The sequence below is a fragment of the Pseudomonas sp. P4_C8 genome, from assembly GCF_056401975.1.
The window spans coordinates 60,509-77,154 of record NZ_JBFUIH010000021.1 but is presented as its reverse complement, the minus strand read 5'-3'; the positions used below and the strand labels follow the sequence as shown (position 1 = coordinate 77,154).

At 55.9% G+C, this 16,646-nt stretch carries 17 protein-coding genes; 11 read left to right on the top strand and 6 right to left on the bottom strand.

Annotated elements, in window-relative coordinates; all coding sequences use genetic code 11:
* Positions 1-172 precede the first annotated feature (172 nt).
* From AC1DWM_RS15090 to AC1DWM_RS15080, 3 genes are all read left to right on the top strand, one after another.
* Positions 173-343 (top strand): rubredoxin, encoded by a 171-nt coding sequence (locus AC1DWM_RS15090; protein WP_007942683.1) that lies wholly within the window; start codon positions 173-175, stop codon positions 341-343.
* Between the two features lie 20 nt (positions 344-363).
* On the top strand, positions 364-1,512 hold the full coding sequence (locus tag AC1DWM_RS15085) for an NAD(P)/FAD-dependent oxidoreductase (protein WP_477795536.1): 1,149 nt from the start codon (positions 364-366) through the stop codon (positions 1,510-1,512).
* 193 nt (positions 1,513-1,705) lie between these two features.
* Positions 1,706-1,981, top strand: coding sequence for an HU family DNA-binding protein (locus tag AC1DWM_RS15080; protein ID WP_003213368.1), 276 nt, complete (start codon positions 1,706-1,708; stop codon positions 1,979-1,981).
* Between the two features lie 75 nt (positions 1,982-2,056).
* Here the strand turns inward: AC1DWM_RS15080 and AC1DWM_RS15075 are convergent, their stop codons facing one another.
* The 6 genes from AC1DWM_RS15075 to tssI all read right to left on the bottom strand — a co-directional run bounded on the left by AC1DWM_RS15075 (position 2,057) and on the right by tssI (position 9,098).
* Complete coding sequence (locus AC1DWM_RS15075) at positions 2,057-2,425, bottom strand: DUF2388 domain-containing protein (protein WP_477795535.1); 369 nt, start codon at positions 2,423-2,425, stop codon at positions 2,057-2,059.
* Between the two features lie 323 nt (positions 2,426-2,748).
* Entirely contained in the window at positions 2,749-3,141 is a 393-nt protein-coding gene (locus AC1DWM_RS15070; protein ID WP_477795534.1) for a DUF6124 family protein, read from the bottom strand.
* A 385-nt stretch (positions 3,142-3,526) separates the two neighbouring features.
* Entirely contained in the window at positions 3,527-4,255 is a 729-nt protein-coding gene (locus AC1DWM_RS15065; protein ID WP_477795533.1) for a DUF2931 family protein, read from the bottom strand.
* 3 nt (positions 4,256-4,258) lie between these two features.
* Entirely contained in the window at positions 4,259-4,987 is a 729-nt protein-coding gene (locus tag AC1DWM_RS15060) for a DUF2931 family protein (protein WP_477795532.1), read from the bottom strand.
* Positions 4,988-4,990: 3 nt separating this feature from the next.
* Entirely contained in the window at positions 4,991-5,677 is a 687-nt protein-coding gene (locus tag AC1DWM_RS15055) for a DUF2931 family protein (RefSeq protein ID WP_477795531.1), read from the bottom strand.
* Positions 5,670-9,098 carry a type VI secretion system tip protein TssI/VgrG gene (tssI, locus tag AC1DWM_RS15050; protein WP_477795530.1) on the bottom strand — a complete coding sequence of 1,143 codons (3,429 nt, stop codon included), beginning with the start codon at positions 9,096-9,098 and terminating at the stop codon, positions 5,670-5,672. The genes AC1DWM_RS15055 and tssI overlap by 8 nt, the downstream gene beginning before the upstream one ends.
* Before the next feature lie 234 nt (positions 9,099-9,332).
* Between tssI and AC1DWM_RS15045 the strand changes: the two genes are divergently transcribed.
* From AC1DWM_RS15045 to AC1DWM_RS15010, 8 genes are all read left to right on the top strand, one after another.
* On the top strand, positions 9,333-9,560 hold the full coding sequence (locus AC1DWM_RS15045) for a hypothetical protein (RefSeq protein WP_452628696.1): 228 nt from the start codon (positions 9,333-9,335) through the stop codon (positions 9,558-9,560).
* A gap of 1,444 nt (positions 9,561-11,004) precedes the next feature.
* Positions 11,005-12,561 carry a type VI secretion system protein TssA gene (gene tssA / locus AC1DWM_RS15040; protein WP_477795529.1) on the top strand — a complete coding sequence of 519 codons (1,557 nt, stop codon included), beginning with the start codon at positions 11,005-11,007 and terminating at the stop codon, positions 12,559-12,561.
* 32 nt (positions 12,562-12,593) lie between these two features.
* On the top strand, positions 12,594-13,097 hold the full coding sequence (tssB, locus tag AC1DWM_RS15035; protein ID WP_452628694.1) for a type VI secretion system contractile sheath small subunit: 504 nt from the start codon (positions 12,594-12,596) through the stop codon (positions 13,095-13,097).
* 26 nt (positions 13,098-13,123) lie between these two features.
* Positions 13,124-14,599, top strand: coding sequence for a type VI secretion system contractile sheath large subunit (tssC, locus tag AC1DWM_RS15030; protein ID WP_452628693.1), 1,476 nt, complete (start codon positions 13,124-13,126; stop codon positions 14,597-14,599).
* Between the two features lie 13 nt (positions 14,600-14,612).
* Entirely contained in the window at positions 14,613-15,020 is a 408-nt protein-coding gene (gene tssE, locus AC1DWM_RS15025) for a type VI secretion system baseplate subunit TssE (RefSeq protein ID WP_452628692.1), read from the top strand.
* Positions 15,021-15,030: 10 nt separating this feature from the next.
* The gene (locus tag AC1DWM_RS15020; RefSeq protein WP_477795528.1) at positions 15,031-15,537 is read left to right on the top strand and encodes a PAAR domain-containing protein; all 507 of its coding nucleotides are present in this window, start codon (positions 15,031-15,033) and stop codon (positions 15,535-15,537) included.
* Positions 15,538-15,542: 5 nt separating this feature from the next.
* Positions 15,543-16,295 carry an alpha/beta hydrolase family protein gene (locus AC1DWM_RS15015; RefSeq protein ID WP_477795527.1) on the top strand — a complete coding sequence of 251 codons (753 nt, stop codon included), beginning with the start codon at positions 15,543-15,545 and terminating at the stop codon, positions 16,293-16,295.
* The gene (locus tag AC1DWM_RS15010; protein ID WP_452628687.1) at positions 16,295-16,600 is read left to right on the top strand and encodes a hypothetical protein; all 306 of its coding nucleotides are present in this window, start codon (positions 16,295-16,297) and stop codon (positions 16,598-16,600) included. The genes AC1DWM_RS15015 and AC1DWM_RS15010 overlap by 1 nt, the downstream gene beginning before the upstream one ends.
* Positions 16,601-16,646 lie beyond the last annotated feature (46 nt).

Below are 16,646 nucleotides of genomic sequence, written 5' to 3'. Positions count from 1 at the left end.
CGGCGAGCTTACCATGTCAGCCAGCGAATTTGATTGACCGGGGTCGCCATTGCGCCGAACAGGCTTGCATCTGCCGGGCACGATCAGTACAAAACGCCCTGAGCCGGACGGCAGCGCTGCAACCATCGACCGTTCGCGCCGGCAATACGCCTGAATCCTGAGGATGAACCCAATGAAAAAGTGGCAATGTGTGGTCTGTGGCCTGATCTATAACGAAGCCGACGGCTGGCCGGACGACGGCATTGCGCCGGGCACACTGTGGCAAGACGTGCCGGAAGACTGGCTGTGCCCGGACTGCGGCGTGGGCAAGATGGATTTCGAAATGATCGAAATCGCTGCTTAAAACAATTAGAGGAGTAAGGAATGAACGCACCTGTCGTGATCGTCGGTACCGGGCTGGCCGGTTACAACCTGGCCCGTGAGTTTCGCAAGCTCGATAGCGAAACCCCGTTGCTCCTGATTACCGCCGATGACGGGCGCTCCTACTCCAAGCCGATGCTTTCCACCGGCTTCGGCAAAAACAAAGACGCCGACGGCCTGAGCATGGCCGAACCCGGCGCCATGGCCGAAACGTTGAAAGCCGAAGTGCGCACGCACACGCGCATCAGTGGCATCGATCCGGGCCACAAGCGCTTGTGGATCGGTGAGGAAGCGGTGTTTTACCGTGACCTGATTCTGGCCTGGGGCGCGGAAACCGTGCGGGTGCCAATCGAAGGCGACGCGTCGGATTGCGTGTTCCCGATCAACGATCTGGAAGACTACGCGCGCTTTCGCGCAGCGGCGGCCGGTAAGCGTCGGGTTTTACTGCTCGGGGCCGGCCTGATTGGCTGCGAGTTCGCCAATGACCTGAGCCTGGGCGGCTACGAGGTGCAACTGGTTGCACCGTGCGAGCAGGTCATGCCGACCCTGTTGCACCCGGCAGCGGCGGCTGCCGTCCAGGCCGGGCTGGAAAGCCTCGGTGCCCGATTCCACCTCGGGCCGGTGCTCAATCGCTTGCAGCGCGTGGCGGATGGCCTGGAAGCGCATCTGTCCGACGGACAGGTAATCCCTTGCGACGTCGTGGTCTCGGCCATTGGCCTGCGCCCGCGTATCGATCTGGCGGCCGCGGCCGGTGTGCAAGTCAATCGTGGCGTGGTGGTCGACCGTCACTTGAAAACCTCCCATGACAATATCTACGCGCTGGGCGATTGCGCCGAGGTCGATGGACTGAATTTGCTGTACGTCATGCCACTGATGAGCTGCGCAAGAGCGCTGGCCCAGACTCTGGCTGGAAACGCTACGCCAGTGAACTACGGCCCGATGCCAATCACCGTGAAAACCCCGGTGTGTCCGTTGGTGGTATCACCGCCACCACGGGGCAGCGAGGGCGTCTGGACGGTCGAAGGGCAGGGCGCCGACATCAAAGTGTTATGCCGCGATGCCAGCGGAAAACTGCTCGGTTATGCCCTGACAGGCACGGCCGTCATGGAAAAACTGGCCCTCAACAAAGAGCTTCCGGCACTGCTGGCGTAAATAGCGGTCGTTCTGTCGGAATCACCCCGCTTTTGTCCCTACAAAGCACGCGCCGATACTGGCGCGGCTCTTCCGTGCGTGCCATCCTCATTCCCGTCTGCCGCAGAGTAGAGCATCTGCGGCACCTTGGGCGCTGTTCCAACGAGAACAGCACGGACATAACAACAAAAAACCGTCAAAGGGGCTTCACTAAATGCGTAAACCAGAACTCGCCGCTGCAATTGCTGAAAAAGCAGACCTCACCAAAGAGCAGGCCAACCGCGTTCTCAACGCCGTTCTCGAAGAAATCACCGGCGCTCTGCATCGCAAGGACAGCGTCACGCTGGTGGGCTTCGGTACCTTCCTGCAACGCCATCGCGGTGCCCGCACCGGCAAAAACCCGCAAACCGGTGAGCCCGTCAAAATCAAGGCCAGCAACACTGTTGCCTTCAAGCCAGGCAAATCGTTGAAAGACAGCGTTAATCCGTAACACGCGCCGACTGCCCGCCTAGCGGGTAAGCGGGATAAAAAATGGGCACGCCAACGAGGTTGGGTGCCCATTTTTTTATGGGTGGTTAGGAGGCTTTGAATTGATCGCGCTGTGAGTCAGTACCATATGGGCAAAATTCTTCTTGCTTACTTGACTTTTAGGGTGCTGCTTCAAGTACGTGCGCCATGCAGCTTCAAGCATGGGCCCATCTACATCGCCGTCGGTAGCGACATAAGCTGCGGCATCGTCTTTCACGGCCTGGGTGTAGTGTTGTGAAGAGCTATCTTCAGAGGCGTCGGCCGTCGAAAAAAGCGGCCCGACCGTTGTGAAGATCAACCAAAATCCAGTTATTGCCGAGTACTCAAGGGGGCCACTAGCTAATTTGCAGTTAGGACCGCTGCACATTTCAGCCCGAACAGTGGCGCTGGCTACGAGCGTGAACATGGCAACCCAATAGCACCCAAAGGACACGGTCCATTTTTTATTGTATCGAGTAGACATGATCTGATTGAACTCCCTGTTTATTGGCGCGCTTCCATGCACGATGTACCGCACCGGCTCAACATTGAGTGTGCTTGTGCAAAGTACCGAGGTAGAGGGGTACTACAAACCCAAGGACACCAAACCGGACGCATCCTACATGCGTCCCGGAAACAGGGAAGATAACTGTGTTGGTTTTGTGCTTCCAGCTGTGTGCTGGGCACCCTCACGAGAAAAACTCCGACCGGTTGGGAGAGCCCCATCGGGGTTGCTTATTACTTGGTGAGTTAGCTGACTTTGCTCTGTTTCCTGGCAAGAATCGCCGCCATTTCCGGCTCGTCGAGGTCATCCAGCGCTCGTTCTACCAACAAATGCACCCCGTCGGCCATGCGGCTGAGCGCCAAGGCTACGGAGCGTTGTGGGCCCTCCACATCGTCGGCGAGTTCGGCGGCGATGGCGCTGATGGACCGAGAGTCTTCCGAGGCATTGGCGAGCAGCGCATCAGTGTTGATGTCCGGGCAAACGCTGAAGAGTTGGCCTTTGCGTTTTGGCGGTTTCGGCTTGGCTGGCGGGAAGTGGTGGTCGAGGGTGCGCTCGGCGGCGTCGTTGAGTTTGTTTGAATCGGGGCTGTAGGGGGAGACCGGATCGGTGTCCGGTGGGTTGGGTGTGACCTTGAACATGATCTTCAATTCCTTGAGTGATGCTGACACTACTTCGCCGACTAAACGAAGGGGTGGCAGCTGTACGCAGGTTAGTCGGACCGGGGAATTGAAGAAGCCGGCGCACCCGAAGGTGCCCTGCGCACAGCCACCATCAAATGCAGGTAAGAGATACCTGTCTGACGGAAGCTTGTGCAACTTCAATTACCAGCGGGCGACTAAACCCGATCACTGATGGGCAGTGACGGGAACCAAGTTACCGACCGGCCCCAAGGCGCACAAGCCGGCGGATTCTGGCGTAGCCGTAGGCAACGGCGCAAGGTGTTGTAGCTTGCAGGACGTAACCTTGAGGCGTTTTAAACGGGCGCTGTCGGGCGGTGTTTAACCATCGGAAATGTTGGCATTCCTACCAACTGCCATAGGGAATGCCGAATTTGTCGATATAGGCTTTGGACTCCTCCAAAAGGGGGTAATAGGCACCGCCTGACTGTCCCCTGTATGGGCCTTCCGGGCTGATCGTGCCTTGGACACGGGTGACCTCGATCGCCGTCAGACAGGATCCTTCTATCCAGACTTTGGCAATACCTCCAGGGGCCAAGCCCACCACCAGCAGTTCTCGATAGTCCGTTATGACCTTGCCGTCAAATGCGCAAAATACGTCCTCGCGTTTACGCATTAACTGTCTGACTGATTCAGTAATCTCGATGTAGGCTTCATAGGTTTGTGGTTCGGCCAAAGACTGCCAGCGTACGTACACCAGACGGGGCAGATCAGCGCCCGTTACATGCCGACCCTTTCCTCCTGGATTTTCTCGCCACCCCGCTGGTTTACCTCTGAACTCAGACGGTACGCCTTTGCTCAGCGCGCGTGGATACCCCATAGCGGGTATGCCGCTGCCCGCACCCCGGAACAGCCGCTCATTGATATCAACGACATCCGCAGTTTCGATCCAGGCTTCCATATAGTCGGGCGTAAAAAAATTCAGGCTCCAAGCGTCGTAAGGTAACGATCTGTGATGGTCTTTGGCGCATCCGCCCAAAATGAGCACAAACGCTATTGCACAGCCTGCTTTAAACAGAGATACGGACTTATGGATGGAAAGTCCCTTCGGTCGAAGTTTTTGGTGATAGTTCATGGGTTACCAGGAGCCATAGGGAATGCCGAACTTGTCGATGTAGGCTTTGGACTCTTCTGAGAGGGGCCTATGTTTTCCGTTGGACGTGCCCCCGTAGGGGCCTTTGGGATTTATCGTGCCTTGGACGCGGATGACCTCAGTCGACAATAAGCATTGGCCGCCCAGCCAAACCTTGGCGACTCCTCCAGGCGCCAAGCCTACTATCAGCATGTCTCGGTAATCCGTTATCCATTTGCCGTCTGCGCGGCAGAAGGTTTTTTCACCCTCAAGCATGGTGTTTCGCGCCGATTCGGGGATCTCGATGTACGCCTCATAAGTCTGCGGTTCGGCCATGGACTGCCAGCGTACGTAGACTAAACGTGGCAGATCGGCTCCCCTTACAAATCGACCTTTTCCTTTCGGATGCTCATACCACCCCGTCGCATCGCCCTTGAAGTGAGCCGGTATGCCTTTGCTAAGCCCTCGGGGATAGCCAGTCGAAGGGATTCCGCGACCGGCACCCCGGAACACATGGTCATTGATGTCCACGACGTCAGCGGTTTCAATCCAGACCTCCATATAGTCGGGGTTAAAAAAATTAAGACTCCAATCGTCATACGGTAATGATCTGCGATGGTCTTTGGCGCATCCGCCTAAAAAGAGCACCAGCGCTACTGCACAGCCTGCTTTAAACAGAGATGCGGACTTATGGATGGAAAGTCCCTCCGGTCGATGTTTCTGGTGATAGTTCATGGGTTACCAGGAGCCATAGGGAATGCCGAATTTATCGATGTAGGCTTTGGACTCTTCTTCAAGCGGGCGATGTTTCCCGTTGGACGTGCCCCCGTAGGGGCCTTTGGGATGGATCTTGCCTTGGACTCGGGTGACTTCGGTCGATTTAAGACAAGCCCCACCCAACCACACTTTGGCGATTCCTCCTGGCGCCAAACCGATAGTCAAAAATTTTCGGTAATCGGTTTTCCATTTGCCTACCGCACCGCAATAAGCGTTTTCAGCCTTGAGCATGGTGTCCCGCGCAGATTCGGGGATCTCGATGTAGACCCAGTAGGTCTGCGGTTCGGCCATGGACTGCCAGCGCACATAGACCAAACGAGGCAGGTCAGCCCCCGTTACATATCGCCCCTTTCCTGTTGGATCTTCAAACCACCCCTTTGCATCGCCCTTGAAGACAGCTGGAATGCCTTTACTTAGCCCCCGGGGATAGCCAGTCGAGGGGATTCCGCTACCGGCACCCCGGAACACATGGTCATTGATGTCCAAGACGTCAGCGGTTTCAATCCAGACCTCCATATAGTCGGGGTTAAAAAAATCAAGGCTCCACGCGTCATAAGGTAGTGATCTGCTCTCGACAGACGCACATCCTCCCAACAACACAAATAGCAACGCAAAGCCGGACTTAAGCAAGGGTGAGCTCCTATGCATCGGGATGCACCACGCGTTTATAGTTTTCGGCAGGTCGATCAATAAACACGATGTTCAGATCGCTGTTGTTCCAGCCTTTGGCGGCATTCCAGTTGGCAGACAGATGGATGTAGCGGCGGTAGAGCAACTCCTCTTCGTCGAGGCTCAGGCTCATTTGGCGAGTGGCGCCTAACGCGTAAGCCATGAGTTTTTCGGCAATTGATTTCAGCTCTGTCGGTAGTGCGTATGTTTGATCCTCTTCGTCAATAACCTTGAACGGGACGTCGTGCCTGGCCCCCAACTCGCGCATGATTCGCAGGTAAACCAACGCCAGATCATTGCGCACAGTTCGCTGGCTGCGCACGGCTGCATACACATTTTTCGACTTGGACCTGTCGCCTTTTGCGTTGTTGGTTACCTCCACGGTCCAGGTTTGCACCTCCAGTGGAAGCCCATACAGGTTAAGTTGATCCTGAAGGCGACCTAGCTCCTGATCAGCCGAACGATAGGCGGGTGACGCTGTGGAAGGCACGTGAAGGTCCATATCGCGGCTGCAGCGCGGCTTGCTAAGCAGAACTCGTTCAATGAGGTTCGGCAGATACCCACCACCCAGGTCGGAGTGGGCGCCGGGCAGCTTGATATCAGCAGCGCCGGCGCTGTTGAGTGAGAAGTTATGACGGCGCTCGTCCCCCGCCACCAAATGCACGACCTTTTTCGCCACATCGGGCGCTAGACACAAGTTGACACCGGGATTGTTGGCGTCGTGGGCGCTAAAGTCACCTTCAGCCATGTTGGCTACAGCGGCAACGGAGTCGAAGATGCCGATAAAGTTGATGGAGACATCGGTGTTGGTGCGCCAGGAAAAGTCCTCGGTAAACAACGTCGCGTCGGCTGGTAGCAGCGCTGCCAATGGATTCTTTTCTCCTTTCTGTACTTCATTGGCAAAATGCCTTGCAGCTGCGGCACCGCGACTGAAACCGAAGATGTCGAACTCGACACGTTCAACCTTTCGATCAGGATTAGATCGCTTGAACTGCTCGGCCCTTTCAAGAATAAGCGCTGGACTCTGCGCAACCCGCGCCAATACGCCGTGTGCACCGACGCCGGTTGCTAGTGAAAAACGTGAATCCCCTTCACCACTGCTAGTACCAATGCCTTCTAAATAAACCGGAATGTAGCCAATGGTTTCCTCTGCAGCCAATTGCCGATATCGGTCATCGGCGTAGAGGTCATACAGCTTCGCCACATTGCTGATGTCATTCCCATAACTATCATCCGGCGTGTTCCCCAAACCGTCATACCCATGCGCCTGACAAAACCGCTGAATATCCTCAGCTTCCTCCACCAGATTCACATCCCGCGCATAACATCCAGCCGCCATTTCACTGTTGGATCGGTTATTCCCGGTCCCATCAAAAAACACCCCGATCCGCAAAGTAATCCCTTCTTCCTCGACTTCTTCCTCCTCTTCCTCCAACTCATCCGTTTCATTTTCTTCTGATGGCGGCGGCTCAGGTGCGACAGATACCAACAACCCCGCCGCTGCCCCCTGCAGTAACGTATGTGCCGCCGAACCCGGCTTTGGAGAGCCGCCGACCTCAATCGCGCTACTACTGAAAATACCGTCGGCGTTGAGCACGATGTGCTGACCGCCGACCTTTATGGAAAGGCTCTCACCCGCATCTATCACAAGGTGTGTGCCTGCTTTGATGTGCACGTGCTCACCGGCTTCGACAACCAGCGTTTCATCGGCTCTTGTGTGGCTGTCGCCAGAGACATGCAGGTAGTCGTTGCTGCTGACCTGGATTTTTCGATCCGACGTCACAGTGAGGTGCTCTTCAGCCCCCAGCACCGTAATACGGTCACCCTTGATGGTGACGCGACGCTCATGGCCTACCTCCAGCCGACTGTCATTTACGACCTTCTGCTCCATATCCCGCTGCGCCCGCAGGTAAATCAACTCCTGCCCGGCGCGGTCTTCAATCGACAGTTCGTTGTAACCGCCTGTGCTGGGGGAGCTTTGGCTGCGCAGCACAGTTTTGGTTTTGTTCTCGGGCAAGGGGTAGGGCGCGGGCATGACCTTGTTGATCAGGCAGCCGGTTATCAGCGGATTATCGGGATTGCCTTCGAGGTAGGTGACGAGGACTTCCATGCCAATACGCGGAATGGTCACCGTGCCAAAATTGTCCCCCGCCCAGCCGGACGCCACCCGCACCCAGCAACTGCTTTTTTCGCTGTTGTACTCAGCTCTGTCCCAATGGTGTTCGATTTTGACGCGACCGTATTCATCGCAGTAGATCTCTTCACCGACAGGTCCGGTGACGCGAGCGGTCTGGCAGTTCAGCATCGGCCTCGGTGCCGGCATTGGTGGCTGATAAAACACGTCCCACGGAATCGCGCTAAAGCTGTTCTGGTAGCCCTGGGTAAAACCGTCCTCGGGTTCGGTGGAGTTTGTGACTGACTCTTCGAGCACCGAAGGCTGCTTTCCAGAATGGGTAACACTGAGCAGCAGCCATAGATCGTTGTACGTTTCGTGTGGGTGTTCCCTCAGCCCGAAAAAGTGGCCACTGCGCAGAGTTGGCTGGTCGCTTTCACCTTCCGCCAACTGATAATCGACTCGGTGCCGTTCCAGTGCCTGTCGGGCCAGTTGTTTACCGAGTTTTTCACTTTCCAAATAGAGCGGGTAACCATAGTCTTCAAGCTCGGGACTGAACTCAGCGGTAAAGCGAGTTTCCAGCAACCGACTGGGGCGGTTCAGGTCGTAGTCGCGGCGGGTGACTATGCTGGGGCGGGTGCTGAAACCCAGGGATAACTGACTGACCACCGGATGCTCCGCCACCATGCCGGAGTCTTGCCGATACGGCGTTTCGCCCAGCTTGGGAAAGCAGGTCTGGTCGTCGGTGAACACCAGAAAATGGCCTTCCCGAGAATGCTGGTGATGCCACGCGATGCCGTCCTCGGCGCACAGGCGCCGGACGAACTCGAAATCATTTTCGCGGTATTGCGTGCAGTATTCGCGCTTGGGACCTGTCTTGACGTGGAAGGTAAACGCATCGGCCTGGATGCCATGCCCCTCGAGTACCTGAGCGATGATTTGCGGCACCGTCTGGCCCTGGAAAATCCGCTGATCGTGGCTGAACTGCAAGCAGTACAGCGCCGGTGCCAGGCTCACGCTATAGCGGGTCAGGCGCTTGCCAGGATCGCCCACGGACACCTCTACGATGTGGCCATGAATGCCTTCGCCGTTAAGGCCGAATTGCAAAAATGCAGGTTGGTTGAGCAGGCTCTCCAGATCGATATCCGGGTCCTCGCTGACCAGATCGACCTTAATGGAATACAAGGCGCTGATGGTTTCAGTGCCTTCAAATGCCAGCACTTTGAAATCGTTGCGAACCGTTGGGATCACAAGGGTGAATTGAGGGGTATTAGCGGGTGCGAACATGCGCTTATCCTTTTGCTTTGTTAGCTCATCCTTGAGCTGAAAGAAAAAACATTGCGACACCCGACCGAGCCTGGTCCGAGCGATTCGCAGGAGCCAGGAACGCTAACAACGCGCGGATGGAAATGATGTAAGAAGAGTCCCGAAGCCGTGTGCGTAACTTCCCGTATTGCCAAATGTTGCTTCAACGAGCGAAGCAGCGGAACACTAAACGTCCTACCAGACCGGCTGACTGAAATGTCGCTCGTTCTACCTGCCCAATTCCGTCGGCAGATCAGCCAGGCGTTCCGCATCAGTGCAATCACGAGTGCCAGTCACAGCCAGCAATTGCCCTCTTCGACGCGCAATGTCCTGCAGCTGTTGAACTCGACGACTACGCTGCCAGGTAATCCACTGGATCAACTCTGCGTGCCCTTGCTGATCCATCATCCGCATAAAACGCAGTTGCCATTGCGCGCAGACTGATGTGTAAAACCCTGTGCGACGCTGCAAATCGGGCGCACTTTCGCCATTGATCATCCCTTGAGCAAAATCCAGGCAGTGTTCCGTAGGACCCATTCGTGACAGTTCCGTGGCCTGTGACAGGCTCAACGTACTTGAGCAGCCATAGCAGTAAAAGCCAAGGCGCGGCTGATCGACACGCTGCATATGGAGTGAGTCACACCGCGAGCAAACCGCTTGTTGTGTCGTCAGTAAATGCTTCAGGACACTCAGGAATGTCTGGGCCTGGGCTGCGATATGCGGCGGCGGTGTGAGGTCGGTTCGATCCTGTCGCGCAGACCACCAGTGGTACAACGTCGGGAACTCTTCGGCCATGACTGCACGACAAGGTTTAATCCAGCGCCAAGTGGTGGCGTAGGAAATGGCCAGCGCTTTCGCAGCACTGGGCGAAGTCCAGCCCGCCAAGAGGTACTGACCGAAATCGGACCACAAATGCGTATGCCCGCAACTCGGAAAGGGGGTTTTTGACCGACAGTAAAAGCTTTTTCTGCAGACTGCACAGCGACAAGAAGGGCGTTGCGGGTTCGTAAGGGCCTCCGTTAGGGAATGCTGATGACCACAATGCGGGCATTCGACCGTCGACTTATCGGGTAGCTCGCGCAAGTAGCGGATAAAGGCGTCCGCTTGCCCGTGCAGCTCGGCAGGCAGGTATCTGTGGTAGTCGGGAGGGGCGTGATCATCAGCCATTAATGGAGGGAGCATTCGCTTATCCTTTTGCTTTTTTAGCTCGTCCTTGAGCTGAGAGGGCATACGTCACGTTGCCAGAGCCTTGCCCGGCCTGAGCAAGCGTCAATGTTTAGCACGCTAACAACGCATTAAACGGGGTGATGTAGGACGCGGCCGGAAGTGCCGTCTGAAACTTCCGTATTTCAGAATATTGCATTGCAATTACAAGCGAAGTTCCTGCCATTACACGGTGTAGTGAACAATTTGAGCATCTACTCAAACAAAAAGTGCCATCAATTCGATGGCACTTTTTTGCGCCTCTATTGTTTAGCCTCGTTCTTTGAAAAATATCGGAAACATTTCGGAATGCTCCTACATTAATCCTTGCTAATTGTTGGCATGCTGTTCGCCTGCCACGGAAGCTCGCAGCCAAAAGATTGCGTCAGGTTTGGCGGGCCGCTCTAAATCAGGTGTTTCAGAGGTGTCAGATGATGGGTTAAATATTAAATCGACATCAGGGGATACCCTGACACCTATAGGGAAATCTCCTGTGGCAATAAACATCACTTCGTCTTGTTGTTTAATCGGGTGCTTGCTAGTGGCCATCATCGTGAGTACGATGCGCCAACTTTGTAAGAGCACGATCTCAATTGGATGAGACTTTTCGTAGCTCTTTGATACTGTCCCGCGCCGCTGAAATATTCATTGGGCGTATGACCGTAATCCTGAATAAAGGCCATGGATGTCCTACTCAAGCAAACTTTCCGCGCATTACCTTGAACTCGCAAAAGTCTCTGTTTCCAAAGAGAATTTCGCGGGCGAGGACGTTCGTTTTTCGAGCGAATACGAGGCCCTGGAAAGCGAGCTGGCGAAAGCCTCGTCCATGCACGAAAGCGGTCAGATCGACTGGCTGAAAATCCGTGAAAACAGCGAAAACCTGCTGCGCACCCAGTCCAAGGATTTGCGGGTCGGCGCGTGGTTGACTTGGGCCCTGTACCAACGTGAATCCTTTCAGGGACTGCTGGCCGGCCTCGGTCTGCTGCACCATTTGGTAGAAAATCACTGGGCCGAGATTCACCCGAGCAAGGCCCGCACGCGCTCCGCCGCCATCAGTTGGCTGGTGCCGCGTCTTGAGCAGGTGCTCACCGAAAACGTCGCGATCAAAGAGCAGTTGCCGATGTTCCGGCGGCTGGTCGAACACCTTGAAGGCCTCGATACCGCCTGCACCGCGCACTTGGGCGACGATGCGCCGCTGTTGCTGCCGATCTCCCGCCGCCTGAAAAACATGGTGCAACGCGCCGCCGACAATCAGCCGGAGCCCGGCGTAGTAGGCGCTGCAGTGGCTCAGGTGAAACAAGCCGCCACGCAGCTGTTAACCCCCGGCGCACCGATCGACAACGAAAAAGAAGCCCACAAGGCCCTGCGCGCCCAGCAGGAAAGCGCGCGTCCATTGTGTGCCTGGTGGCTCAAGCAGAAGGCCACTGACCTGCGCGCCTTGCGCCTTAATCGCACGCTGCTGTGGTTGCCCATCGACGCTGTTCCCGAGCGTAATGCCGAGCAAATCACCGCGTTGCGCGGCTTGCCAGCGGACAAGCTCAAGGCCTATCAAGACCGTTACGATCAGGCCAAATACGCCGACCTGCTGGTGGAACTGGAGGCAAGTCTCGCGAAGGCGCCGTTCTGGTTCGACGGCCAACGAATGGTCTGGGAATGCCTTCAGGGCCTGAATGCCGAGATGGCCATGCGCGAGGTGGAAATCCATTTCGCGCTGTTGATTCAGCGCCTGCCCGGCATCATCGAATTGTGTTACCACGATGGCGCGCCGTTCGCCGATCCGGCCACCCGCGCCTGGATCAGCGCCAACGTCATGCCGCACCTGCAAACCGCCAGCGCGCCGCGCAAGGTCGAAGTCGCGGACACCCAGCCGGCCTGGGAACTGGCCCTGGAAGAAGTCCTGCCGGTTCTGCGCAAGGACGGCCTCAAGGCTGCCGTGCAGATTCTCAAGCAAGGCCTGCAAAGCGCCCAGGGCGGGCGCGTCCGTTTCTTTTGGCAGTTCGCCCTCGCGCGGCTGTGCTTCATGGCCAAGAAATACGAACTGGCCAAGACCCAACTCGAAACCCTCGACCAAACATTACAGGACTCAGGCCTGCACGCCTGGGAGCCCGATCTTGCGCTGGAAGTGCTGCATTTACTGCATAGCTGCTGCGAGTTGTTACCGCAGAACCATGCCGTACGTGAACGCAAGGAAGAGATTTATCGCAGGCTGTGCCACCTCGATCTTGAAGTGGTACTCGAATAGGCCCCAGGGCCACAACCGCAAGGAGAAAAGCCATGGCCAAAGAAGGCTCGGTAGCCCCCAAGGAACGCATCAACGTCACGTTCAAACCTGCCACCGGTGGTGCACAGGAAGAGATCGAACTGCCGTTGAAACTACTGGCAATCGGTGACTACACCCACCGCAAGGACGAACGCAAAGTCGAAGATCGCAAGCCGATCAGTATCGACAGGACGACCTTTGACGAAGTGCTGGCCAAGCAAGAGCTGAGCCTGACGCTGAGCGTACCGAACCGTCTTCAGGAAGAAAGCGACACTGAAGAACTGGCCGTGCAACTGCGCGTCAACTCGATGAAGGACTTCAACCCGGCCAGTCTGGTCGAGCAAGTGCCTGAGCTGAAAAAACTGATGGAACTGCGCGACGCGCTGGTGGCCCTCAAAGGCCCGCTGGGTAATGCGCCTGCGTTCCGCAAAGCCATCGAAGGCGTGCTCGCCGACGACGAATCCCGCGGTCGCGTATTGGGTGAGCTGGGCTTGAACGCCGCGCCCCAAGACGTCTGAGCCCCCATCAGCCAAGGAAGCCAACAATGAGCACTAGCGCAGCACAGCAAAAGAGCAACGAGAACGGCGAATACAGCATTCTCGACAGCATCATCGCCGAAACCCGCCTGACCCCGGACGACGAAGCCTACGACATCGCCAAACGCGGTGTGTCGGCCTTCATCGAAGAGCTGCTCAAGCCGCAGAACAACGGCGAGCCGGTCAAGAAAGCCATGGTTGACCGCATGATCGCCGAGATCGATGCCAAGCTCAGCCGCCAGATGGACGAAATCCTCCACCACCCTGATTTCCAGTCTCTGGAATCGTCGTGGCGTGGTCTGCAGTTGCTGGTCGACCGCAGCGACTTCCGCGAAAACATCAAGATCGAAATCCTCAACGTCTCCAAAGACGACTTGCTGGACGACTTCGAAGATTCGCCGGAAGTGATGCAGTCGGGCCTGTACAAGCACATCTACACCGCTGAATACGGTCAGTTCGGTGGTCAGCCGGTGGGCGCGATCATCGCTAACTACTTCATGTCCCCAAGCTCGCCGGACGTGAAACTGATGCAGTACGTGTCCAGCGTTGCCTGCATGTCCCACGCGCCGTTCATCGCTGCAGCCGGCCCGAAATTTTTCGGCCTGGAAAGCTTCACCGGTCTGCCGGACCTGAAGGATCTGAAAGATCACTTCGAAGGCCCGCAATTCGCCAAATGGCAGAGCTTCCGCCAGTCGGAAGACTCCCGTTACGTTGGCCTGACCGTGCCGCGTTTCCTGCTGCGTAACCCGTACGATCCGGAAGACAACCCGGTCAAATCGTTCGTGTACAAAGAGACCGTCGCCAACAGCCACGAGCACTACCTGTGGGGCAACACTGCCTACGCGTTCGGTACCAAGCTGACCGACAGCTTCGCCAAATTCCGCTGGTGCCCGAACATCATCGGCCCGCAAAGCGGTGGCGCGGTGGAAGACCTGCCGTTGCACCACTTCGAAAGCATGGGCGAAATCGAAACCAAGATTCCTACCGAAGTATTGGTTAGCGACCGTCGTGAATACGAACTGGCCGAGGAAGGTTTCATCTCCCTGACCATGCGTAAAGGCTCCGACAACGCGGCGTTCTTCTCCGCAAGCTCAGTGCAGAAGCCGAAGTCCTTCGGCGTCAGCGCAGAAGGCAAGGCCGCAGAGCTGAACTACAAGCTCGGTACTCAACTGCCGTACATGATGATCGTCAACCGCCTGGCTCACTACTTGAAAGTGCTGCAGCGCGAGCAACTCGGTTCGTGGAAAGAACGTACCGACCTCGAGCTGGAACTCAACAAGTGGATCCGCCAATACGTGGCCGACCAGGAAAACCCGAGCGCCGAAGTCCGTGGCCGTCGTCCATTGCGCGCTGCCCAGATCATCGTCAGCGATGTTGAAGGCGAGCCTGGCTGGTACCGCGTCAGCCTGAACGTGCGCCCTCACTTCAAGTACATGGGTGCCGATTTCACCCTGTCGCTGGTTGGCAAGCTGGACAAAGAGTAAGCGGAGCTAATTCATGACTGGATACGGCAGCCTTTTCGAACGCCTGGGTGGCGACGCGGACAAACGCGTCGGCTGGAGCCGCGAGGTCTCCGCCATGGCGTCCGTGGCTGCCCATCTGGCCAAGATGCTCAGCACCCGTGCGGGCAGCGTGCAAACGCTGTCCGACTACGGACTACCCGATCTCAATGACATGCGTCTGAGCCTGCACGACTCCCTGAGTCAGGCCCGTCTGGCCATCGAAAATTTCATCGAAGCCTACGAGCCACGCCTGAGCAACGTGCGTGTCATCTCCCTGCCGCGTGACCACGATCAGCTTCGCCTGTCCTTCAGCATCGAAGGCCTGCTGGAAGTTGAGGGTTTCAAGCGTCAGGTCAGTTTCGCCGCGCGCCTGGATGGCAGCGGTCAAGTGAAGGTCAACTAAGGAGATTCGTATGTCCGGCAAACCCGCAGCACGTGTCACCGACCCCACCGCTTGCCCGCTCCTCGGCCACGGCACCAACCCGATCGCAGCCGGTTCCGGCGACGTGTTCTTCGACGGCCTCGCGGCCGCCCGCCAAGGCGATGCCTCGGCGTGTGGTGGTGCGTTGGTTGGTGACCTTGCGACTACGGTTTTGATTAACGGGAAACCGGCAGCCACCGTGGGGTCGGTGGGGAGTCATGGCAACAAGGTCACTGCCGGTTCCGGGACGGTGATTATTGGGAACTCGCATTCGGCGGTGCCGTTTGTTCCGCCGTTGCCTTTGATTCTTCCTGGGTTTGATGAGCAGTTTGTCCTGACGGACAAAAGCGGAGCGCCTATGGCAAACCGTCGATATCTCTTGATCCGAGAAAATGGTCTTCAAGAGGAAGGCGTTACCAGTGATACAGGCCTGACTCATCGAGTGGCGCGGCACAGTAGTGCGGAAAAAGTCGACATCTACGTTGCGTCAGAGGATTGATGCAAATGACGACTGACGTATTGGAAACATCAACAGGGATATTTAAAAAGGTTGCTTCAACTAGCAGTACTGCTACTGCGGATAGGACGCCGAAAAATATCGTGGTGGAAGAAGGTCTGACTATTTATCTCGGTGGTGCCGGGATGACCGGTGGATATATTGATGATCAAGTTAAATCACTGCGTATTGTTGGTATCAGTGGCGCGGTGGTGGGACGTAATACTGAAGGGCAAAATACTGATGCGATTGCTGGAGTTAACAAGCACCGCTATCGACTCAAGAAAATAAACGGCATATCTGATGCAGGACCGTACAGTATCGATGCAGATTGGAGTTTGAAGGCGTTGGGAGCCAGTCGCACTGTTCCGGCTGGCGGACAGTTCAATCTAATAGGTTACTCATTTGGCTCTTTGGTAGCTGCTCAATCGGCTCTTTATTATGCAGACAAGGGGCAAGTGGTTGACTATTTGGTTTTGATAGGTTCGCCAATTTCAGAAGAAATGCTAGCAGATGTAAAACAGCACGCGTTTATAAAAAACGTTGTCGTCCTTGACCTGAAACCCCATGGTGACCCGATTCATGCGGGAATGTCGTTTGCCGAACTGGCTGCACACGCCCCTTTGCTTTTTATGCAGATGAATGAGTCCGGTAGCCGCGGAGAAGGTGTTGGGCATTTTTACTATGGTATTGATGGGGTTTCAGGTGAACAACGTCGGCTCGAATTAGCAAAGTCACTTTATGCCGGTGGTTTGCGTTGATGAACAGTGCGAAAAAAGTTAAGGCAATGATCGTTCTTGCGCTTTTGCTGATTTTACCCTTTGCATTGCTTGAAGCTTATGTGGTTATCCGTTTTGGTTTTTCTGAACCTTATAGCTATTGGTTTTCCGTTCCTATGGGGATTGTTTCATTCTTGCTGTTGCAGTTCGCTATTGGTTATGGGGTAGTTAAAGGATGGGCTATCTGCAAAATGTCGAATAACTATTATTTTCTGGGGCTGTGGGTGGTCAGTGTGTTGGTGTTGTTTTTACTGCCGAAATTTTTTTCAAATGGGCCGATGTCGTAATTATGTTTTGCGAAAAAGGCGTGTTCTAAAAGTTCTACGTGATTTT